The sequence below is a fragment of the Streptomyces griseoloalbus genome, from assembly GCA_014650015.1.
Taxonomy (GTDB): Bacteria; Actinomycetota; Actinomycetes; order Streptomycetales; family Streptomycetaceae; genus Streptomyces; species Streptomyces griseoloalbus.
On record BMUD01000002.1, the window covers coordinates 404,425 to 424,853 of the forward strand.

The 20,429-nt window shown below is 72.3% G+C and carries 22 protein-coding genes and 1 pseudogene; 11 read left to right on the plus strand and 12 right to left on the minus strand.

Annotation, left to right across the window (positions count from 1 at the left end; all coding sequences use genetic code 11):
• Positions 1-21: 21 nt before the first annotated feature.
• The gene (locus IE178_RS04860; protein ID WP_193511407.1) at positions 22-1,032 is read left to right on the plus strand and encodes a DUF8017 domain-containing protein; all 1,011 of its coding nucleotides are present in this window, start codon (positions 22-24) and stop codon (positions 1,030-1,032) included.
• Between the two features lie 60 nt (positions 1,033-1,092).
• A complete protein-coding gene (locus IE178_RS04865; RefSeq protein WP_184762277.1) occupies positions 1,093-2,391 on the plus strand; it encodes an MFS transporter in 1,299 nt (432 codons plus the stop codon).
• A gap of 90 nt (positions 2,392-2,481) precedes the next feature.
• Here IE178_RS04865 and IE178_RS04870 read toward each other — a convergent pair whose 3' ends face one another.
• The 3 genes from IE178_RS04870 to IE178_RS04880 all read right to left on the minus strand — a co-directional run bounded on the left by IE178_RS04870 (position 2,482) and on the right by IE178_RS04880 (position 5,616).
• Positions 2,482-3,327, minus strand: coding sequence for a spermidine synthase (locus IE178_RS04870; RefSeq protein WP_184762278.1), 846 nt, complete (start codon positions 3,325-3,327; stop codon positions 2,482-2,484).
• 73 nt (positions 3,328-3,400) lie between these two features.
• The gene (gene tuf / locus IE178_RS04875) at positions 3,401-4,570 is read right to left on the minus strand and encodes an elongation factor Tu (RefSeq protein ID WP_193511408.1); all 1,170 of its coding nucleotides are present in this window, start codon (positions 4,568-4,570) and stop codon (positions 3,401-3,403) included.
• 314 nt (positions 4,571-4,884) lie between these two features.
• On the minus strand, positions 4,885-5,616 hold the full coding sequence (locus IE178_RS04880; RefSeq protein ID WP_193511409.1) for a DNA alkylation repair protein: 732 nt from the start codon (positions 5,614-5,616) through the stop codon (positions 4,885-4,887).
• A gap of 49 nt (positions 5,617-5,665) precedes the next feature.
• On the opposite strand from IE178_RS04880, the gene IE178_RS04885 reads away from it, so the two are divergent.
• Positions 5,666-6,454, plus strand: coding sequence for a TVP38/TMEM64 family protein (locus tag IE178_RS04885; RefSeq protein ID WP_193511410.1), 789 nt, complete (start codon positions 5,666-5,668; stop codon positions 6,452-6,454).
• 28 nt (positions 6,455-6,482) lie between these two features.
• On the opposite strand, the gene IE178_RS04890 is transcribed toward IE178_RS04885, so the two are convergent.
• Positions 6,483-7,652: a thiolase family protein gene (locus IE178_RS04890; RefSeq protein ID WP_193511411.1), complete on the minus strand. Its 1,170-nt coding sequence runs from the start codon at positions 7,650-7,652 to the stop codon at positions 6,483-6,485.
• Between the two features lie 129 nt (positions 7,653-7,781).
• Between IE178_RS04890 and IE178_RS04895 the strand changes: the two genes are divergently transcribed.
• From IE178_RS04895 to IE178_RS04905, 3 genes are all read left to right on the plus strand, one after another.
• Positions 7,782-8,252, plus strand: a complete 471-nt coding sequence (locus IE178_RS04895) for a winged helix-turn-helix transcriptional regulator (RefSeq protein ID WP_193511412.1) — start codon at positions 7,782-7,784, stop codon at positions 8,250-8,252.
• 180 nt (positions 8,253-8,432) lie between these two features.
• Positions 8,433-9,308 (plus strand): undecaprenyl-diphosphate phosphatase, encoded by an 876-nt coding sequence (locus IE178_RS04900; RefSeq protein WP_193511413.1) that lies wholly within the window; start codon positions 8,433-8,435, stop codon positions 9,306-9,308.
• 99 nt (positions 9,309-9,407) lie between these two features.
• Positions 9,408-9,587: a hypothetical protein gene (locus tag IE178_RS04905; protein ID WP_184762285.1), complete on the plus strand. Its 180-nt coding sequence runs from the start codon at positions 9,408-9,410 to the stop codon at positions 9,585-9,587.
• A gap of 13 nt (positions 9,588-9,600) precedes the next feature.
• On the opposite strand, the gene IE178_RS04910 is transcribed toward IE178_RS04905, so the two are convergent.
• Together IE178_RS04910 and IE178_RS04915 are read right to left on the minus strand one after the other, a co-directional pair.
• Entirely contained in the window at positions 9,601-10,341 is a 741-nt protein-coding gene (locus IE178_RS04910) for an SDR family NAD(P)-dependent oxidoreductase (RefSeq protein ID WP_184762286.1), read from the minus strand.
• A gap of 320 nt (positions 10,342-10,661) precedes the next feature.
• Positions 10,662-11,282: a dihydrofolate reductase family protein gene (locus IE178_RS04915; protein ID WP_193511414.1), complete on the minus strand. Its 621-nt coding sequence runs from the start codon at positions 11,280-11,282 to the stop codon at positions 10,662-10,664.
• A gap of 308 nt (positions 11,283-11,590) precedes the next feature.
• Here IE178_RS04915 and IE178_RS04920 point away from each other — a divergent pair, with 308 nt between their 5' ends.
• Positions 11,591-12,076 (plus strand): nuclear transport factor 2 family protein, encoded by a 486-nt coding sequence (locus tag IE178_RS04920; RefSeq protein WP_193511415.1) that lies wholly within the window; start codon positions 11,591-11,593, stop codon positions 12,074-12,076.
• A gap of 69 nt (positions 12,077-12,145) precedes the next feature.
• Complete coding sequence (lnt, locus tag IE178_RS04925) at positions 12,146-13,711, plus strand: apolipoprotein N-acyltransferase (protein WP_193511416.1); 1,566 nt, start codon at positions 12,146-12,148, stop codon at positions 13,709-13,711.
• Here the strand turns inward: lnt and IE178_RS04930 are convergent.
• The gene (locus tag IE178_RS04930) at positions 13,635-14,540 is read right to left on the minus strand and encodes a Gfo/Idh/MocA family protein (RefSeq protein WP_193511417.1); all 906 of its coding nucleotides are present in this window, start codon (positions 14,538-14,540) and stop codon (positions 13,635-13,637) included. The two genes, lnt and IE178_RS04930, sit on opposite strands and share 77 nt — an antisense overlap.
• Positions 14,541-14,732: 192 nt before the next feature.
• Entirely contained in the window at positions 14,733-14,963 is a 231-nt protein-coding gene (locus tag IE178_RS04935) for a hypothetical protein (RefSeq protein ID WP_193511418.1), read from the minus strand.
• On the opposite strand from IE178_RS04935, the pseudogene IE178_RS35700 reads away from it, so the two are divergent.
• The 3 genes and pseudogenes from IE178_RS35700 to IE178_RS04945 all read left to right on the plus strand — a co-directional run.
• A pseudogene (locus IE178_RS35700) lies at positions 14,853-15,143 on the plus strand (hypothetical protein); the annotation flags it as partial. The gene IE178_RS04935 and the pseudogene IE178_RS35700 overlap by 111 nt on opposite strands.
• A complete protein-coding gene (locus IE178_RS04940; RefSeq protein WP_193511419.1) occupies positions 15,140-15,652 on the plus strand; it encodes a DinB family protein in 513 nt (170 codons plus the stop codon). The pseudogene IE178_RS35700 and the gene IE178_RS04940, both read left to right, overlap by 4 nt.
• A gap of 146 nt (positions 15,653-15,798) precedes the next feature.
• Entirely contained in the window at positions 15,799-16,260 is a 462-nt protein-coding gene (locus IE178_RS04945) for a hypothetical protein (RefSeq protein ID WP_308433299.1), read from the plus strand.
• Positions 16,261-16,384: 124 nt separating this feature from the next.
• Here the strand turns inward: IE178_RS04945 and IE178_RS04950 are convergent, their stop codons facing one another.
• The 4 genes from IE178_RS04950 to IE178_RS04965 all read right to left on the minus strand — a co-directional run bounded on the left by IE178_RS04950 (position 16,385) and on the right by IE178_RS04965 (position 20,420).
• Positions 16,385-16,900 (minus strand): hypothetical protein, encoded by a 516-nt coding sequence (locus IE178_RS04950; RefSeq protein WP_193511420.1) that lies wholly within the window; start codon positions 16,898-16,900, stop codon positions 16,385-16,387.
• Between the two features lie 151 nt (positions 16,901-17,051).
• Complete coding sequence (ung, locus tag IE178_RS04955) at positions 17,052-17,735, minus strand: uracil-DNA glycosylase (protein ID WP_184762294.1); 684 nt, start codon at positions 17,733-17,735, stop codon at positions 17,052-17,054.
• 90 nt (positions 17,736-17,825) lie between these two features.
• Positions 17,826-19,412 carry an ABC transporter substrate-binding protein gene (locus IE178_RS04960; protein ID WP_193511421.1) on the minus strand — a complete coding sequence of 529 codons (1,587 nt, stop codon included), beginning with the start codon at positions 19,410-19,412 and terminating at the stop codon, positions 17,826-17,828.
• A gap of 249 nt (positions 19,413-19,661) precedes the next feature.
• The gene (locus IE178_RS04965; RefSeq protein ID WP_184762296.1) at positions 19,662-20,420 is read right to left on the minus strand and encodes an SDR family oxidoreductase; all 759 of its coding nucleotides are present in this window, start codon (positions 20,418-20,420) and stop codon (positions 19,662-19,664) included.
• Positions 20,421-20,429 lie beyond the last annotated feature (9 nt).

Here is a 20,429-nt window from a genome sequence, read left to right on the forward strand (position 1 = left end):
GCGCGGCTAGGGTTGCTGCCCATGTGGCCAGGACAGCAGCCGCCCGGGGGCGAGCAGAACCCGCAGTCGAACAATCCGTACCAGCAGCCGGGGTACCAGCAGCCGAATCCGTATCAGCAGCCCGGCTACCAGCAGCCGAACCCGTATCAGCAGCAGCCGCAGTGGGGGACTCCCTCCACCGCGGGCACGCCTCAGCCGCCGCAGGGCGGGGGCGGCGGGAACCGGACGAAGCTGGTGGCGATCGTGGCGGCGACGGCCGTCGTCGTGGCCGCGGGTGTCACCGGGTTCCTGGTGCTCGGCGGCGACAAGGAGGACGAGGCCGACGGCAAGAAGGACAGCAAGCCGAGCGCGACCGCGTCCAAGGAAACCTCCGCGGAGCCGAGCACCTCCGCCTCGGGGGACAACCCGCGCGGCGGCGGTGAGGAGAAGGCGACCATTCCGGGCTGGAAGGTCGTCGTCAACACGCGCTTCGGCACCAAGTTCGACGTGCCGGCCGACTGGGAGATCGAGACCCCCGGCACCAGCGTGGGCTTCGAGTGGGAGGAGAAGGACGGTGAGATGGACCGCACCACCGTCACCGCCCCTGCGTATCTGAAGTCCAAGTGGTGCACCAGCGACGACAACAAGGACGGCCGCGAGGAGGACACCGCCCTCGCCACCGCCGGAACCCGCGGTGAGAACGGCGCCAAGAACGCCGACGAGGCGGCCGAGACCCGCGTGCCGTGGTGGATCTACGGCGGATACACGCAGCCCGACAAGAAGAGCGTGAAGTACGACAAGCCGAAGGCGTACACCACGGCGTCGGGCATCAAGGGCAGCGTCGCCACCGCGCGTTCGGAGAACACGCCGCAGAAGGGCAAGTGCGACAGCGAGGGCAAGGCGATCACCTTCGCGTTCAAGAACAGCGCCGGCGACTTCGTCACCTGGAACCTCTACGGCGCCAAGGGCGTCAAGGACGAGATCCCGGACGCGACCGTGCAGAAGATCCTCAGCACGGTGCGTCTCACCGAGGAGCCTCCGACGGAGTCGTAGCAGGTCCGGGGGCCGACAATCCATTTTGCAAGTCGGCCCCCGCCCGGCGATAGTCACGGGATGCCGACCACCGTCCCCCGCCGCCGCCCCGCCTGGGCCGGCCGCAACTACTCGCTGCTGACCACCGCCGCCGTGGTGACCAATCTGGGCAGCCACGGCGCGCTGATCGCCGCCGCGTTCGCCGTGCTGGACGCGGGCGGCGACGGCGGCGACGTGGGTCTGGTGGCCGCCGCCCGCACCCTGCCGCTGGTGCTGTTCCTGCTGATCGGCGGTGCCGTCGCGGACCGGCTGCCGCGCCACCGGGTGATGGTGGCGGCCAACGCCCTGAACTGCGTCTCGCAGGCCGCGTTCGCGGCACTGGTCCTGGCGGGCGAGGCGCAGTTGTGGCAGATGATGCTGCTCAGCGCGCTCGGCGGCACCGGTCAGGCGTTCTTCAATCCGGCCGCCGAGGGCATGCTGCTGTCCTCGGTCGAGGGCGAGCAGGCGGGCCGGGCGTTCGCGGTGTTCCGGATGGCGATGCACGGGGCGACCCTCGGTGGGGCGGCGCTGGGCGGCGCCATGGTCGCCGCGATCGGACCGGGCTGGGTGCTGGCGGCGGACGCGGTGGCCTTCGCGGTCGCCGCGGGGCTGCGGGCCTTCCTCGACGTGAAGCACATACCGCCGCGTGCCCCGGGCGGTGGCATGCTCGCCGACCTGAAGGAGGGCTGGCGGGAGTTCATCGGCCGGCCCTGGCTGTGGGGCATCGTCGTCCAGTTCTCCATCGCCAACGCGGTCGTCGGCGCGGCCGACGCGGTCTACGGGCCGCTCGTCGCCCGGGACCACCTGGGCGGGGCGGCGCCGTGGGGCGTGGCGCTGGCCTTCTTCGGCGGGGGCACGGTGGTGGGCGCGCTGCTGATGACCCACTGGCAGCCGCGCCGTCTGCTGTTCGTCGGCACCCTGTGCGTGTTCCCGCTGGCCCTGCCGTCCGCGGCGCTCGCCGTGCCGGTGCCGGTCGGTGTCCTGTGCGCGGTGATGTTCGTGACCGGCTTGTCCGTGGAGGTGTTCGGCGTCTCCTGGATGACCGCGCTGCACCAGGAGATCCCGGAGGAGAAGCTGTCCCGGGTCTCGGCGTACGACTGGTTCGGCTCGGTCGCCCTGGTGCCGGCCGCGATGGCGCTGGCGGGCCCGGCGGAGACGTCGTTCGGGCGCCCGGAGGCGCTGTGGGGCTGCGCCGCGCTGGTCGTGGTCGTCACGGCGGCGGTGCTGTGCGTCCCCGACGTACGCAACCTGCGCCGCCGGACCCGCCACATCACCGGCGCGGATCCGGACCCGACGGCGACGTCGGCCGATGCCGAACGGCCCGTCGGGGAGCCCGGGTGACGGCAGTCCGCCCACGCCCCTCCCCGGCGCGCACCCCGCGTACAACCCCACGCCACCCCGCCGCCGGCCGGAAGCACACGCCGGACCACCTCACCCGATACCGAACGCCCCCTCGGGCGGCTCGGGCGACGGCACCGCGTCCTCGTCCCGCACCGGGCGCGCACCGCGTGTGAAGTCCCGCAGGGCCGCGCCGTGTTCGACTCGGGCGGGAAAGGCGTCGGCGGCGGTCCGGCGGGACAGGGCGGTGATGTCCAGGGGGTGGTGGGCGGCGGCCAGCACCGTGTTGCCGAAGCGGCGCCCGCGCAGCACTCCCGGCTCGGCGATCAGCGCCAGCTCCTCGAACCGTGTGCCCAGAGTCGCGAGTTGGGAGCGCACGAAGGCGAACGGGGCCGAGTCCGCGAGGTTGGCGAGGTAGACCCCGCCGGGCCGCAGCACGCGCGCGGCCTCACGGACGTAGGCGACGGAGGTCAGATGCGCCGGGACCCGTGATCCGCCGAAGACATCGGCGACGACGACGTCCGCGCTGTCGTCGGGGGCCGCCTCCAGCCAGGCGCGGGCGTCCGCCGCGTGCGGGGTGATGCGGGCGTTCGCGGGGAGCGGCAGATACTCGGTGACCAGGTCCAGCAGCCGGCCGTCGGCCTCGACGACGTCCTGCCGGGAGCCCGGCCGGGTGGCGGCCAGATACCGCGGCAGGGTCAGCGCGCCGCCGCCGAGGTGCAGGGCGTCCAGCGGGCTCCCCGGGTCGGCGAGGACGTCCAGGACGTGTCCGAGCCGCCGGGCGTACTCGAACTCCAGGTGTGTCGGCTCGTCCAGGTCGACGTACGACTGCGGAGCCCCGTCGACGGTCAGCAGCCAGGCCCGCTCCCGGTCGACGTCGGGCATCAGCTTCGCGGTGCCGTGATCGACGACGCGGGTCACGGGGATGGGCTCGCTCACCGTCTCATTGTGCCGTCGTCCGTGCGGCCGGCTGCCCGCCCCCCTTGAACGGGGGCGGGCAGCCGTCCGTCGCTCAGCCGACCGCCGTCACCGTGCCGGCCCCGACCGTGCGGCCGCCCTCACGGATGGCGAAGCCGAGGCCGGGCTCCAGCGGCACCTCGCGGCCCAGCTCCACCGTCATCGTGACCGTGTCCCCGGGCCGGGCGACCGCCGCCTCGCCGAGGTCGACGTCTCCGACCACGTCCGCGGTGCGGATGTAGAACTGCGGCCGGTACCCGGTCGACACCGGTGTCGTACGCCCGCCCTCGCGGGCCGACAGCACATACACCTGGGCCGTGAAGCGCCGGGTCGGCGCCACGCTGCCCGGCGCGGCCACCACGTGCCCGCGTCGCACCGCGTCGCGCGGCACCCCGCGCAGCAGCAGCGCCACGTTGTCCCCTGCCTGCGCCTCCGTCATGGGCTTGCCGAAGGTCTCCAGGCCGGTCACCACACTCTCCACCCCGGCGCCGAGCACCTCCACCCGGTCGCCGACGCGGACCGTGCCGCGCTCCACCGCGCCGGTCACGACGGTGCCCCGGCCGGTGATGGTCAGCACGTTCTCCACCGGCAGCAGGAACGGCGCGTCCAGATACCGCTCGGGCATGGGCACATACGTGTCCACGGCGTCGAGCAGCGCGTCGATCGACGCCGTCCAGCGCGGGTCGCCCTCCAGGGCCTTCAGCCCGGAGACCCGGACGACCGGCGCGGAGTCGCCGCCGTAGCCGTGCGCGGAGAGCAGGTCGCGGACCTCCAGCTCGACCAGGTCGGTCAGTTCCTCGTCCCCGGCGTCGGCCTTGTTGAGCGCGACCACGACGTGGTCGACGCCGACCTGACGGGCGAGCAGGACGTGTTCGGCGGTCTGCGGCATGATCCCGTCGAGCGCGGAGACGACGAGGATCGCCCCGTCGAGCTGCGCGGCGCCGGTGACCATGTTCTTGACGTAGTCGGCGTGACCGGGCATGTCGACGTGCGCGTAGTGCCGGGTGTCGGTCTCGTACTCGACGTGCGCGATGTTGATCGTGATACCGCGCGCCGCCTCCTCGGGGGCCCGGTCGATGCGGTCGAACGGGACGAAACTGCCGGAGCCGCGCTCGGCGAGGACCTTGGTGATGGCGGCGGTCAGGGTGGTCTTGCCGTGGTCGACATGGCCCATCGTGCCGATGTTCAGATGCGGTTTGGTGCGGACGTACGCCGTCTTGGACATGGCGGTACCTCGAAGCCTCTCGATGGTGACGCGTGATCGGCCCCGGGCGCGGCGCATCGGGCGCGCGGCCGGGACGGGGACCCCTGGAACCTGGCCGACCCTCCCCCTGGGGGGTCCGCCGGACGATCCGGGGAGGGTCAGCTTCGGGCGCCGTCGACGGCGGCCGGGAAAGCGGGAACGGCAGCCTTCGGGGCATCCGCGACGGCGGATGCTGCGAGGTGGAAGGCGTACCGGAACATGTCGACGATCATTGCCGACGACCCGCCCCGCGTCGAACGGTTTTCCGCGGCGGAGCGGTCACGGGAGCCGGCCGGTCAGGCGCCGGTGTTCTTCAGCGCCTCCCGTACCGACAGCGGCGCGAACCGTCCCTGTTCGCGCGCCAGGAACGCCCGTACGGCGTCCGGGTCGGTCTTGGCGTACTCGCGCAGGCACCAGCCGATCGCCTTGCGGATGAAGAAGTCCTCATGGCCGGACCGGCGCAGGCAGTGGTCGAAGAGGCGCCGGGTGTCGGTGCGCTCCTTGAAGCGCAGCTGGTGGAGCAGGGCGGTACGGGCGAGCCACAGGTCGTCGTCGATCCAGTCGTCCATGACGGCGGTCAGTCCCGGGTCGGCGGCGACCAGCGCCCCGACGACGTGTGCGGCGAGCGGGTCGACGGTGTCCCACCACGGGACGGTGGTGACGAGGTGCCGGGCGACGGGCAGGAAGCCGGACGAGCAGTGCCGCACGTGACGGCGCAGGTAGTCCACGGCGAAGTACTGGTACTCGCGCTCGGGCTGCTCCCAGCAGCGCAGGGCGACGGCGGTGCAGTCGGCCTCGTCGGGGCGGGGCAGCCCCTCCACGACGGTGCGGGACAGGGCGCGGCGGACCGGGGTGGTCAGGCCCAGGAAGGGGGCGACGTCCTTCATGTACGCGCGCATGGCCACGGCACGCCGCGGATCGGCCGCGGCCCCGTAGGTGGTGGTGAGCCGCTCCAGCACGGTGTCGGCGAGCGGGCTGCCCGGTGCGCGCGGTGTCCCGCCCGTCGTCCCGTTGGCTGTGACGCCCATGAGACGAACACTACGGCGATCACACACATATGTCGGTTAGTGTCACCGAATGCTCGATGCCACCACCCGCTCTGGGGGCACCGCCACGGCCTCTCCCCGGGCCACCGCCACGGACCTCGCCGTCGCCGTCCCCACGGCCGCGCCCGCACTCGCCCCCGCCACGGGTTTCGCCGCCCGCTGCGCCAGAGTCCTGCTGTCGCCGTGGTCACGGCTGTCCCTGCTCGTCGTGCTGCTCGTGTCCGCGGCGTCGCTGGTGCTGCTCTTCGAGCCGCAGCGGCTGCTGACCGACGGCTGGCCGGACCGGCTCGGCGGGGCCGCGGCGGTCGTGGCGTACGCGATGGCCTATGGCGTGTGCACCGTGGCGTTCGTTCCGCGCCCGCTGCTGAACCTCGCCGCGGGCGCGCTGTTCGGCTCCCAGCTCGGTCTGGGCGCCGCACTGGGCGGCACGGTGCTCGGCGCCGGGCTGGCCTTCTGCCTGGGGCGGGCGCTCGGCCAGGACGCGCTGCGTCCCCTGCTGCGCGGGCGCTGGCTGAAGGCCGCGGACGACCAGCTGAGCCGGCACGGCTTCCGCTCCATGCTGGCGGCCCGGCTCTTCCCCGGCATCCCGTTCGCCGCCTCGAACTACTGCGCCGCCGTCTCCCGTATGGGCCTGCTGCCGTTCCTGCTGGCGACGGCACTCGGCTCGATCCCGAACACCGCCGCCTACGTGGTGGCCGGCGCCCGTGCCTCGACGCCGACGTCCCCGGCCTTCCTGATCGCGCTGGCCTGCATCGCCGTACCGGGCCTGGTGGGCGCGGTGGTGGCCTGGCGCAAGCGGCACCAGCTGCGCGGGCGGTGAGGCGGCCGCCGGGCCCACCGGCGGGGCGTCAGACCCGTTCGAGCACCATGGCGTTGGCGAGTCCGCCGGCCTCGCACATGGTCTGCAGGGCGTAGCGGGCGCCGCGTTCACGCATCGCGTGGACCAGGGTCGTCGTCAGCCGGGTGCCGCTGGCGCCGAGCGGGTGGCCGAGGGCGAGGGCGCCGCCGTGCACATTGACCTTGGCCGGATCGGCGCCGGTCTCCTGCTGCCAGGCCAGGACCACGGCGGCGAACGCCTCGTTGACCTCGAACAGGTCGATGTCGTCGAGCGACAGGGAGGCGCGGCGCAGCACCCTCTCGGTGGCCGGGACGACGCCGGTGAGCATCAGCAGCGGGTCGGAGCCGGTGACGGCGAAGCTGTGCAGCCGGGCGAGCGGGCGCAGGCCCAGTCGGGCGGCGGTCTCGCTGGAGGTGATGAGCACGGCGGAGGCGCCGTCGTTGATGGGGCTGGCGTTGCCGGCGGTGACGTTCCACTCGATCTGCGGGAAGCGTTCGGCGAAGGCCGGGTCGTGGTAGGCGGGGCGGAGGCCGGCCAGGGTCCGGACGGTGCTGTCCGGCCGTACGCACTCGTCGCGCGTGACGCCGTCCAGGGGCGCCACCTCGGCGTCGAACAGGCCGGACGCCCAGGCCTCGGCGGCCTTGCGGTGCGAGGAGACGGCGAAGGCGTCCATCTGCTCGCGGGTGATCGACCACTTGGCGGCGATGAGTTCGGCGCTGATGCCCTGCGGGACGAGGCCCTCCGGGTAGCGCTCGGCGACTCCGGGGCCGAAGGGGTCCTTGCCCGCGGGCACGTTGGACCACATCGGCACCCGGCTCATGGACTCCACGCCGCAGGCGACGACGAGGTCGTACGCGCCCGCGATGACTCCCTGCGCCGCGAAGTGCACGGCCTGCTGGGAGGAGCCGCACTGGCGGTCCACGGTGGTGGCCGGCACCGACTCGGGCAGACCGGCGGACAGGACGGCGTAGCGCGTGGTGTTCATGGCCTGTTCGCCGACCTGGTCGACGGTGCCGCCGATGACGTCGTCGATCAGCTCGGGGTCGACACCGGAGCGTTCGACGAGGGTGCGCAGGGTGTGGGCGAGGAGTTCGACGGGATGGACGTGGGCGAGGGCGCCCTGCGGCTTGCCCTTGCCGATGGGGGTGCGTACGGCTTCGACGACGACTGCGTCACGCATGGTGCGGGCCTCCTCGGCCGCCCGGCCGCTACCGGACGGATACGGGATCGACTTACCGGTGAGTAGGAAATCCGAACTCACCATAACTCCGAAGGTTGGAAAATCCAACCCTCCCCTAGACTTGGCCGTATGGCCGCCTCCAAAGACCCGCGCCCCTGCTCGATCGCCGACACGCTCGCCCTGGTCGGCGAGAAGTACTCCCTGCTCGTCCTGCGCGAGGTGTGCCTCGGCAACGGCCGTTTCGACCAGTTGGTGCGCAACATCGGCGCCCCGCGCGACATCCTGGCCACGCGGCTGCGGCGGCTGGTCGACGCGGGGATCCTGACCAAGCGTCCCTACAACGAGCGCCCGCAGCGCTTCGAGTACCGGCCCACCCGGGCGGGTCTGGAGCTGGAGCCCGTTCTGCTGACCCTCATGGAGTGGGGCGACCGCCATCTGCGCCAAGAGGACGACCGGCCGATGGTGCTCGAGCACGTCTGCGGCCACGCGCTCGCCCCGGTCGTCACCTGCCGGGTCTGCGGCGACCCGGTGCGCCACGAGGACCTGACCCCGCACCCGCAGGCGCCCGGGTGGACGGTGGGCGGCCCGGCCGCGGCCTGAGCCGTCGCCCTCCCGAAGGGCAGCGGTCGGCGGACGGCCGTGAAGTGAAGCCCCTGTGTCGGGGCCTTCATCTTGGGGCGCTACGCTTCCCCCTCGGCACACCCGATCATCGATCACCGCACACAGCGGTGCGGTGTGCCCGTCGCCCGTCCACGATCGGCACTTGGACTCCGCTACCTCATGTCTTGGTTTGAATCCCTCATCCTCGGACTCGTCCAGGGGCTGACCGAGTTCCTGCCCGTCTCCTCCAGCGCGCACCTGCGGCTGACCGCCGCCTTCTCCGGCTGGGAGGACCCGGGCGCGGCCTTCACCGCGATCACACAGATCGGCACGGAGGCCGCGGTGCTGATCTACTTCCGCAAGGACATCGGGCGGATCCTGTCGGCCTGGACCCGCTCGCTCACGAACAAGCAGATGCGTCAGGACCACGACGCGCGCATGGGCTGGCTGGTCATCGTCGGCTCGATCCCGATCGGCGTGCTCGGGGTGACGCTCAAGGACCAGATCGAGGGGCCGTTCCGCGATCTGCGGCTCACCGCGGTGATGCTGATCGGCATGGGCATCGTGCTCGGCGTCGCCGACCGCCTCGCGGCGCGGGACGAGAGCGGCGGCCGGCACCGCGTGGCCAAGCAGCGCAAGGAACTCGGGGACCTGAGCGTCAAGGACGGTCTGATCTTCGGCATCTGCCAGGCCATGGCCCTCATCCCCGGCGTCTCGCGCTCCGGCGCCACCATCAGCGGCGGCCTGTTCATGGGCTACCGGCGCGAGGCCGCGGCCCGCTACTCCTTCCTGCTCGCCATCCCCGCGGTGCTGGCCTCCGGTCTGTTCGAGCTGAAGGACGCCGCGGAGGGCGGGCACGTCTCCTGGGGCCCCACGGCCTTCGCGACGGTGATCGCCTTCGCGACGGGGTACGCCGTGATCGCCTGGTTCATGAAGTTCATCTCGACCAAGAGCTTCATGCCGTTCGTCTGGTACCGCATCGCGCTCGGGATCGTCATCATCGCCCTGGTCGCCACGGGCGCCCTCAGCCCGCACGCCGCGGAGTCGGCGGGCTGAGCCCCGGCGGGACCGTGCCCCGGGCACGTGACCGAGGACATACGGGACGGGTAGCCGTCCGGTAGCGCACTGTCAGTTCCTGGCCCTAGGCTTGTCGGCATGTCCCCCGATTTAATGACCCCTGGTTCCGTGCGGTCCGCCGCCGAGGTCAACGAACAGATCCGCGCGCTGTGGCTGCGCGCGGGCGGATCCCTGTCCGCCCAGGAGCGCGCGGAGTACGAGCTGCTGGTGGTCGAGTGGGCGGCGGCCATCAGCGGCCGGGTAGTCGAAGCGGCCTGACGCCCGGTACGCCTCAGCGTCCGCCCGCGACCCGCAGCACCGCCCCGGTGGTGTACGAGGCGTCCGCGGACATCAGCCACGCCACGGCCGCCGCGATCTCCTCGGCCTGTCCCGCCCGCCGCAGCGGAACCGTCCCCGCGACCTGCCGGGCACGGTCCGGGGCGCCCATGGCGGCATGCATCTCCGTGTCGATCACGCCCGGCGCGACCGCGTTGACGCGGATACCGTCCGGACCGAGCTCCTTGGCCAGGCCGAGGGTCAGCGTGTCGACGGCGGCCTTGGTCGCCGCGTAGTGCACGTACTCGCCGGGGCTGCCCAGCGTGGCGGCCCCGGAGGAGATGTTCACGATGACGCCCTCGCCCCGGGGCGTCATGAGCTGCGCGGCACGCCGTGAACACAGCAGTGTCCCCATGAGGTTGACGTCGACGACCCGCCGCAGGGTAGCGGTGCCGACCTCGGTGAACGGCCCCAGCGGCCCCGTCACCGCCGCGTTGTTCACCAGTCCCGTGACCGGCCCCACCTCGCGCTCCGCCACCTCGAAGAGCCGCTCGACGTCCGCCTCGACGGCGGTGTCCCCGCGCACGGTGACGGCCCGCGCCCCGGCGGCCCGCACCCCCTCCGCCACCGCCTCGGCGGCAGCGGAGTCGCGGACGTAGTTCACGACGACGTCATGGCCCTCCGCCGCGAGCCGCAGGCAGATCGCGGCACCGATCCCCCGGCTGCCACCGGTGACCACGGTGACCAGACGTTTCATGAGTACCTCCTGGCGAAGGGCGCGATACGAAGATCCCCAGGCTCGCAGATGCGCGAGCACCTCGTCACCGAGGGGTGGGGCCCCGCTCTTCGGGGCCGAGCCCGGGCAGTCCTCCCCGAACCGCTCGGCACTTCGACTCCGGCGCGAGCACGATCGCCGGCATTGACCTCGTCCACACGGCATGCCCGTGATCCGCGGGCCCGCGACGCCTCCCGGGTGGAGCCGCGGCCACGGACCGCTCGGCGGCGCGGCATGCGCGACGGCCGCCCGGTGTCGTGACCCGTGTGACCCGTGGTGGCCCTACGACGACGCCCTCCAGGTCACGGCAGCACGCGGTAGGTCACGTGCGTGACCAGGCTCGCCGGCCGCGACGTCACCTGCTCCAGCTTCAGCGGCGGCACGCCGTCGAACAGTCGCGTGCCGGCGCCGAGTGTGAGTGGCACGATGTGCAGCCGCAACTCGTCGATCAGGCCGGCGGCGAGGTACTGGTTGATGGTGGTCGCGCCGCCGTGGACGAGGACATCGCCGTCGCCGGCCGCCGCGCGTGCCCGTGCCAGTGCCGACGCGATGCCTTCGGTGACGAAGTGGTACGTGGTGCCGCCGTCCATCGGCTGCGGCTCGCGCGCGTGGTGGGTGAGCACGAACACCGGCGCGTGGAACGGCGGATCGTCGCCCCACCAGCCGTTCCACGGCCGATCCCACTCGCCTCGCACCGGGCCGAACATGTTGCGCCCCATGATGAATGCCCCGGCGGCGGCCAGCCGGTCGGCCTCGGCCCGGTTCTCGTCGGGAGTGTCGAACATCCAGGCGTGCAGTCGATCGCCCGAGCCGTCGCCGCCGTCGTCGCCGAACGGGCGTTCCTCTGTCTGGTTGAGCCCGGCCGAGTAGCCGTCGGCCGAGATCGTGAGGTCACAGATCACCCTGCCCAGGGGACCGGTCATCGCTCTCTCCTCCTCCTGGCGACCTCCGTCGCCTTCACGGTGAGCTCCCTCTTGGGCGTCGGCATGAAACGGACACGGCATGAACCCCGTGCCGGGCCTGCGCCGACCCTGCCGGCCACACCCGCGCCGACCACAGGGGTGTACGTGTTCCGCGCGCTGTGGCCGAGGCGCCGGACGCAACGGAGAAGGCCCGGTCGGGTGATCGTTCGCGGCGTCCGGTCTCGGCAGCCGCGCCGTACGCCGGAAGACCGGCGAATATCCCCGCACGCCCCCTTGGCCGCGCACCCGCCATGGCCAACACTGAGCCGATGACGCAGCGTGTGGAGCTCGCGACCGTGAGGGACCGGCTGGCCGTGGACGGGCTGGTAACCGAGTACGCGGTGGCCGTGGACGACGGCGACTGGCAGGCATACCGAGGGCTGTTCACGCCGGCCGGGCGGGTCGACTACCGCTCGGCGGGAGGCATCGAGGGGAACGCCGGGACGGTCGCCGGGTGGCTGGCCGAGAGCCTGGAGGCGTTTCCCGTGCGGCAGCACCTGATCGTCAACCGGCGGGTGCGGTTCGGGATCTGGGAGCAGGACACGGGCGACACGGCGCAGGTACAGGCCGACTACGTGAATCCGATGGGCCCCGGCGGGCAGGACGGCGCATCCGCCGCGCCGGACTTCGTGTGCGGTGGCCGGTGTGCCTTCGCCCTGCTGCGCACGGAGGACGGCTGGCGGCTGAGCGAAGTGGTCGTACGGGAGAAGTGGCGCCGCCTTCCCGGTCTCCGGGCGACCCCTGTGATCAACTGAGCCGGCGCGCACTGTTGCGGATCACCTCCGGTACGCACACTGGAGGCACCACGGGGTAGGGAGGCGCCTATGAAGACGCTCGGCCACTGGCTCGCCTCCCCGTGGCGGCGCTCGACCGCCGCCGCGGTCGTGGGCGCCCTGCCCGTCCTGGCCTTTCCCTCCCCTTCCCTGTGGTGGTTCGCCCCCGTCGCCCTGGTCCCGTGGATGCTGCTGGTTCGTAGCGCTCCGACGGGGAAACGGGCGGCCCACGACGGCTGGTGGGGCGGGTTCGGCTTCATGCTGGCCATGCACCACTGGCTGCTGCCGAACCTGCACGTGTTCACGTTCGTCATCGCCGCCCTGCTGGGCGCGCTGTGGGCGCCGTGGGGCCGGCTGGTGCGGCGACTGCTCGGCGGGGTGCCGTCGCGCGGGCGGGTCGCGGCCGCGCTCGTCGTCGTGCCGTCGGGCTGGCTGGCGATCGAGCTGGTCCGCTCCTGGGAGGGGCTCGGTGGCCCCTGGGGTGTGCTCGGCGCGAGCCAGTGGGAGGTGGAGCCCGCGCTGCGGCTGGCGTCGGTGGGCGGGGTATGGCTGCCGAGCTTCCTGGTGGTGGCCCTGAACCTCGCCGTGGCGGTGCTCGTCGCGGTCCCGCGGGCCCGCGTGCCCGCCGTGACCTGCCTGGTCGCCACGGTCGCCGCCACCTCCGCCGCCTGGGTGTTCTCGCCCCGGCCCGACACCGGCGACCGGGTCCGGATCGCGCTCGTGCAGCCGGGTGTGGTCTCCGGACGCGACAGCGCGGACCGCCGCTTCGACCGCGAGGAACAGCTCACCCGTGAGCTCGTGGGCCAGGGCGTCGGCCTGATCGTCTGGGGCGAGAGCAGCGTCGGCTTCGACCTCGGGGCCCGGCCCGACCTCGCCCGGCGGCTCGCGGCCCTCTCCCGCGAGACGGGCGCCGTGATCCTGGTCAACGTGGACGCCCGCCGCTCGGACAAGCCCGGCATCTACAAGAGTTCGGTGCTGATCGGCCCGGACGGACCGACCGGCGACCGGTACGACAAGATGCGGCTGGTGCCGTTCGGCGAGTACATCCCGGCCCGGTCACTGCTGGGCTGGGCGACATCCGTCGGCGAGGCGGCCGGCGAGGACCGCAGGCGCGGCTCGCGGCAGGTGGTGATGGACACCGGGAACGGGCTGCGGATCGGCCCGATGGTGTGCTTCGAGTCCGCGTTCCCCGACATGAGCCGGCATCTCGCCGAGGACGGCGCCGACGTTCTCCTCACGCAGTCCTCCACCTCGACGTTCCAGCACAGCTGGGCCCCGGAGCAGCACGCCTCGCTGGCCGCGCTGCGCGCCGCCGAGACCGGGCGTCCGATGGTCCACGCGACGCTGACGGGCGTCTCCGCCGTGTACGGACCGAGCGGCGAGCGCGTCGGCCCGTGGCTCGGCACGGAGGCGAGCGCCGCTCAGGTGTACGAGGTCCCGCCGGCGCACGGCACCACCCCCTACGTCCGTTTCGGGGACTGGCCGCTGCACGCGGCGCTGCTGGTCCTCGCGGTGTGGGGTGTCACCGAGGCGGTGCGCTTCAGGCGGAGCGCTCGTGGACCGCTCGTACCACCCGTTCGCACAGCTCATGGGTCGCCAGCGCGTCCCGGGCACTGAGCACCTTGCCCGCACGCACCGCGTCCAGGAAGACGAGCACCGCCTGCTCGATGCCGCGCTGCCGGGACACCGGCACCCAGTCACCGCGCCGTCGCACGGTCGGCTGGCCCTTGTGGTCGATCACCTCGGCGAGGTTGACGACCTGACGCTTGGTGTCCTGCCCGGAGACCTCCAGGATCTCCTCCGCGGAACCGCTGAGCCGGTTCATCACTCCGAGCGCGGTGAAGCCGTCACCGGCGAGCTGGAGCACCACGTGGTGCAGCAGCCCGCCCTCGGTGCGGGCGCGCACGGTCACGTCGTCGATGGGGCCGGGCGCCAGGAAGCGCAGGGTGTCCACGACGTGGATGAAGTCGTCGAGGATCATCGTGCGCGGTTCCTCCGGCAGCCCGATCCGGTTCTTCTGCATCAGGATCAGCTCGCGCGGATGGTCGGCGCACTGCACGTAGCCGGGGGCGAAGCGCCGGTTGAAGCCGACGGCGAGGCTGGTGGCCCGCTCCTCGGCGAGCGTCACGAGCCGCGCGGATGCGCCGAGCTCGTAGGCGAGCGGCTTGTCGACGTACGTCGGCACGCCCGCCTCGAGGAGCCGGGTCACCATCTCCGGGTGGACATCGGTCGGTGCGTGCACGAAGGCGGCGTCGAGGTTCTGGGCGAGCAGGGAGGCGAGGTCCCGGTGGCGCCGTCCGGGCGGGAGGTGGAGGCTGTCGGCGACCCGGTCCAGCGTCGCCGGGGTGCGGGTCTGCAGATGCAGCTCCACTCCCGGCTGGACGGCGAGCACCGGGAGGTAGGCCTTCTGCGCGATGTCACCGAGTCCGATGCAGCCGACCTTCACCTGGAGTACTCCTCTGATCCTTGCCTGCCGTGGTCCGCTGCGAAGCATACGGCCGCCGGGGAGGCCGCCAGCCGGCGATCCGGTCGAAGCCGCGCGCGCGAACAGAGCCGGTCCGGCCCTTCGACGGCGCGGCGATCGCGTCGTCGCGTACGGCGATGCCGCGGCCGGTCATCAGGTCGAGGCGGGCCACCTTCACGGCCCGGCGGGCGATGGCGGTGGTGCGCTGCGGCCGGGCAGGTCGTCGGTGTGGTGGGCGAGGGGGACCGTGTCCTCGACGGCCTGGTTGCCTGCCGTCGGCTTCGTGCCGCCCGTGACGCGCGCCGTCCCGAACCGCGGGCTCACTTCGACGTGGCCGGTGCCCGCTTCCGCGACCGGCTCACGACCCTGGTGACCGGTCCGGGCCCGACGGACCCGGACCGTCATGCGCTGTCACTGATCGCCTGGGCGGACGGGCTGACGTCCTCCTGCGTGGCCGGTTCCCTCAGCGCGCCGGTGCCGACCCTCGCGGAGTGCACTCGGACGTGCGGGAACCGCTGCCCCGGACGCTGGATGCCGAAAAGTCCTGGCGAGCGGAGGCCGGGCCGGACCAGGATGGCGCCATGACGACCGAGCGCAGGGAACCCGCCAACAACGCCGACGAGCGCACCATGCTGGAGGGGTGGCTCGACTACCACCGCCGCACCCTCGCCTGGAAGTGCGAAGGGCTGACCGACGAACAGCTGCGCACCGCGTCGGTGCGGCCCTCGGAGCTGTCCCTGATGGGTCTGGTGCGGCACATGGCGGAGGTGGAGCGGAGCTGGTTCCGCAGGGTCCTCGCGAGTGAGGACGCCGGCCCCCTCTACTTCACCGAGACCGACCGGGACGGCGACTTCCACCTCACCGAGGCGGACACCTGGCAGGAGGCGCACGCCACCTGGCAGGCCGAGATCGACGTCGCCCGGCGCAACGCGGCCGGTTTCGCCCTGGACGACCTGTCCCGGGGCCGCAGCAGGCACACCGGCGAACCGTTCAGCCTGCGCTGGATCTACACCCACATGATCGAGGAGTACGCGCGCCACAACGGCCACGCCGATCTGCTCCGCGAGCGGATCGACGGCGCCACCGGCGACTGACGTCACCCGCGGCGCCTTCAGGGCCCCCCGTACGGGGCCGGAGATCACCCGTGCGGGGCATGCTGCGCCTGTCCGCCCCCTCCGGGACGGGCGGAGCCAGCAAAGTGGCGCGGGTGCATCGAACGACGACCACAGCAACGCTTCTGGTGACCGTGGCTGTCTGCGCCCTCTCGGGCTGTGTGACGGTCCAGCGTCCCCTCGCACCCGGCCCGGCGACGGCACCGTCCCAGCGGGCCGAACCACGTTCGGGCGGGCAGAACGAGACGCAGGTCGTGCAGGCGCCGGCACGTGAGGCCCTGGAGATGATCGGCCCGTCCCGGCCCCCGAGGACGCCCGCGGCCCCGTCGCACCGCGCCGCGCCCACGACCGACCCGCCGCAGCGGGACACTCCTCCCGGCAACCGGAAGGGACAGACCGGTCCGGCCCGTCCGGATCCCGGCGGCAACGGCCGGTCGCGCCGTCCCTCGGCGGACCTCCCCGGCGTCGCGGAGCCGATGCGCCGTGACGCCTCCGGGAGGCCGGACCTCTGCGCGTTGGGCAGGAAGTACGGCGGCTGGCGCCCGGACAGCCCGGAGGCGGCCATCTGCCAGGAGGCGTACGGACGCTGAACCGACCGCGGATGGACGGTGCACGGCGGCGGCCCCGAGCGGGCCGCCCGGACACCGGCGTACGGTCGCCGCGGGACACCGGCGGATGACGTGCGCGGCTGCCGGCGCCGGCGTTCGGCGGGTCCTACGGGCGCTGCCGCGGGGGTCCCCAACGCCCGGGCGTGCCGTCGTCGCCCAGCCGGACGGCCAGCCGCCGGATGGCGGCCCGCACCCCCTCGCCGTAGCGGTCGTCGGCGAGGGTGCGGGCCGCGTCCCTGGCCCGATGGAGATGGGTGCGGGCGGCGTCGGGGCGGTCGAGGCGGGCGTAGTCGGCGGCCAGGTTCAGATGCAGCGACGGGTAGAGGGCACGCACGGCCAGGGACCCCTCGTACGCGGCGAGCCGGTCACCCGCGACTTCCTCGGCCGCTGTCAACGCCCGCAGGTCCCAGGCCAGTTCGTCCTCGGGATCGTCCTGGGTGTCGGCGAGGTAGTGGGCCAGTGTGCAGCGGTGCAGCGGATCGCCGTGCTCGCCGATCTCCGCCCACAGACCGAGGAACCGGTGCCGGGCCTCCTCGCGGTCCCCCGCGTGGTGCAGCATCACGACCTGACCGATCCGCGTCAGCACGGCGTCCGGCGCCGCCTGCCCCTGTCGCTCCGCCACCACGTCCTCCGCACCGCTCGCCGGCTGTCGCCCCCGACGCTAGCCGCAGGCAGACGCGATACGGGACAAGCCGCTCCGTAGCACCGCGAGCTGCCGGGTGCGGGATACGGCGGACGAGGTCCGCACCCGGCGGAGCGCCTCGCGGGAACCGTCAGCCCAGGTTCGGGACGGTCCAGTCGATCGGCTCGTGACCCTGCGCGGCCACCGCCTCGTTGATCTGCGTGAACGGACGCGACCCGAAGAACTTCTTCGCCGACAGCGGGGAGGGGTGCGCTCCCTTGACCACCACATGGCGGCTCTCGTCGATCAGCGGCAGCTTCTTCTGCGCGTAGTTCCCCCAGAGGACGAAGACCGCCGGATCGGGGCGCCCGGCCACCGCGCGGATGACCGCGTCGGTGAACCTCTCCCAGCCCCGTCCCTTGTGCGAGTTGGCCTCGCCGGCGCGAACCGTGAGCACCGCGTTGAGCAGCAGCACGCCCTGCTCGGCCCACGGCATGAGATAGCCGTTGTCCGGGACGGGCGTGCCCAGCTCGGCGTGCATCTCCTTGTAGATGTTCCGCAGCGACGGCGGGATCCGCACACCCGGCCGGACGGAGAAGCACAGGCCGTGGCCCTGGCCCTCGCCGTGGTAGGGGTCCTGGCCGAGGACCAGGACCTTCACCTTGTCGTACGGCGTGGCGTCCAGCGCCGCGAAGACCTCCTCGCGGGGCGGATAGACGGGACCCTTCGCCCGCTCCTCCTCGACGAACTCGGTCAGCTCCTTGAAATAGGGCTGCTGCAGTTCGTCGCCCAGAACCCCGCGCCAGGACTCGGGCAGCATGGCGATGTCGGTCACGTCAATGTCCTCACGTGTGCGGTCACTTCCAGGCCACAGAACCTACAGGCGAGCACTGACAACCGGCCCGGCGGACGGTCGTACCCGGCGCTACCAGCTGGTCTTGCGGGAGAGTTCCCACATCATCATGATCGTCGACGGGTCCAGCGCCCGCTCCGCGCCCGAGATGTCCCGGCTGGCCGCCACGTACTGCCGACCCTGCCACAGCGGCAGCAGCCGCGCGTCGTCGGCGAGGATCTGCTGGGCCTCCTCGAACTGCCTCAGCACGTTGCCGCGGTCGCTCTCCCGGCGGGAGCTGGGCAGCAGATCCTTCGTGATCTTCCTCGCCTCGTAGGGCGTGCCGAGCGCGTTCTGCTTGCCGACGAACGGGGCGATGAAGTTGTCCGCGTCCGGGAAGTCGGGGAACCAGCCGCGGCCGAAGACCGGGTAGTCGCCCTTCTGGTAGCCCTCGACGTACGTCTTCCAGGGGCGGCTCTCGAGCGTGATGTCGAACAGCTTCGACGCCTCCAGCTGCCGCTCGAGCTCCTTGAACTCCAGCGCGGTCTCGGAGCCGTAGCGGTCCGTGGTGTACCAGAGGGTGAGCGGGACCGGCTCGCTGATGCCCGCTTTGGTGAGGATCTGCCGGGCCTTGGCGACGCTGGGCTCGCCGTAGTCGTCGAAGAAGCCCGTCGTGTGCCCGGTGATGCCCTTGGGGACCATGGAGTACAGCGGGTCGACGGTGTCCTTGTAGACCTTGTGCGCGATCGCCGCGCGGTCGACGACCTGCGCGATGGCCTGGCGCACCTCCTTCTTGCCGGCCCAGGGATCCTTCGGGTTGAACACCAGGTAGTTGATGTCGGTCCCGGTACCGTCGATCAGCTGGATCTCCTCTTCCTCGGAGGTCCTGCCCTGGAGATCGATGATGTCGCCCGCGGCCAGACCTCGGTAGGTCAGGTCGATCCGCTCGTCCCGCAGCGCCTTCACCATGGTGCCGGAGTCCTGGAAGTAGCGGATGGTCACCGCGCTGTTCCGGCGCTCGGCGGAGCCCTCGTAGCGGTCGTTGCGGACGAGTTCGGCCTTCTCGCCCTCCTCGTACGACCGCAGCGTGTACGGCCCCGAACCGACGACGGCGCTGTCCTCGCGCAGGGCGTCGGCCGGGTAGGCGCCGGGGGCGACGATCGACATCGCGGGGGTGGCGAGCACGAACGGGAAGGTGGCGTCCGGCTTGTTGAGGTGGAAGACGACCTCGCGCTCGCTCGGTGCCTGCACCCGCTCCAGGCTGCCCAGCAGACCGGCCGGACCGCCGTTGACGTTGATCTGCCGGATCCGGTCGATCGAGTGCTTGACCGCCTTGGCGTCGAGGGTGCCGCCGTCGGAGAACGTCAGGCCCTCGCGCAGCTCGCAGCGGTACACCTGGTTGGAGTCGTCGGAGAACTCGCAGCTCTTCGCGGCGTCCGGCTGAGGGGTGGTCGCACCGACCGGGTAACTGAGCAAGGTCTGGTAGATGTTGCGGAACAGCTCCCAGGAGCTGTCCCAGGAGGCGGCGGGATCCAGCGTGCTCGGCGAGCTGGTGGTTCCCACGACGATGGGCCCCTCGTCGTCCGGGGAGTCCGCCGACAGAACGCCGCATCCGGTCACCAAAGACGCTATGGACGCGATGGCCGCCACCCGTCGCAGGCATCGGTTCCGGTTGAACACGCGCACGCTCCTCGATCTGCCATCCCAAGGGTCGGCAGACCATACCGCAGTGTTTGCCCCGTTGGCCCCCCTGTGAACGACCCTTGAGATCGACCATCCGATGACTACGTTGTCACGCGCCGTAACGATCCAGGAAGCCGTACATGGGCGGCGTCTTCGTCCACGGGCACCGCGCCGGGACGGCCGTGCACCGCCCCATTCGCCCGCGTGCGTGCGCGCGTCCCGCACGCACGCGGGCGATGTCCTGGGTCAGGCCACCCCGGCGTTCAGGAAGATGCCGCCGTCGACCACCAAGGTCTGGCCGGTGACCCAGTCCGACTGGTCCGAGGTGAGGAACGCGGCGGCGCCGCCGATGTCGGAGGGCACGCCGAGCCGGCCCAGCGGGTAGGCCGCGGCGGCCTCCGCCTCCCGGCCCTCGTACAGGGCCTGGGCGAACTTGGTCTTCACCACGGCCGGGGCGATGGCGTTGACCCGCACCCCGGGCGCGAACTCGTGCGCGAGCTGCACGGTCAGGTTGATCAGCGCGGCCTTGCTGACGCCGTAGGCGCCGATGAAGGGCGAGGGCGCGAGGCCCGCGACGGAGGCGATGTTGACGATCGCGCCGCCGTTGTCCTTCTGCCAGGCGTGCCAGGTGCGCTGGGCGAAGCCGAGCGCGGAGACCACGTTGGTCTCGAACACCTTGCGCGCCACGTTCAGGTCGAGGTCGGCGATCGGCCCGAACACCGGGTTGGTTCCGGCGTTGTTGACCAGGTAGTCGACGCGGCCGAAGGCCTCCATCACGCGCTCGACGGCGACGGCCTGGTGCGCCTCGTCGTGCGCCTTGCCGGCCACGTAGACGGCGCGGTCGGCGCCGAGCTTCTCGACGGCCTCCTTGAGGGCGTCCTCGTTTCGGCCGGTGATGCAGACCCGGTCGCCGCGCGCGACCAGCGCCTCGGCGACGCCGTAGCCGATGCCGCGGCTCGCGCCGGTGACCAGGGCGACCTTGCCCGAGAGTTCCACTGACGTCATGGTTCCGTG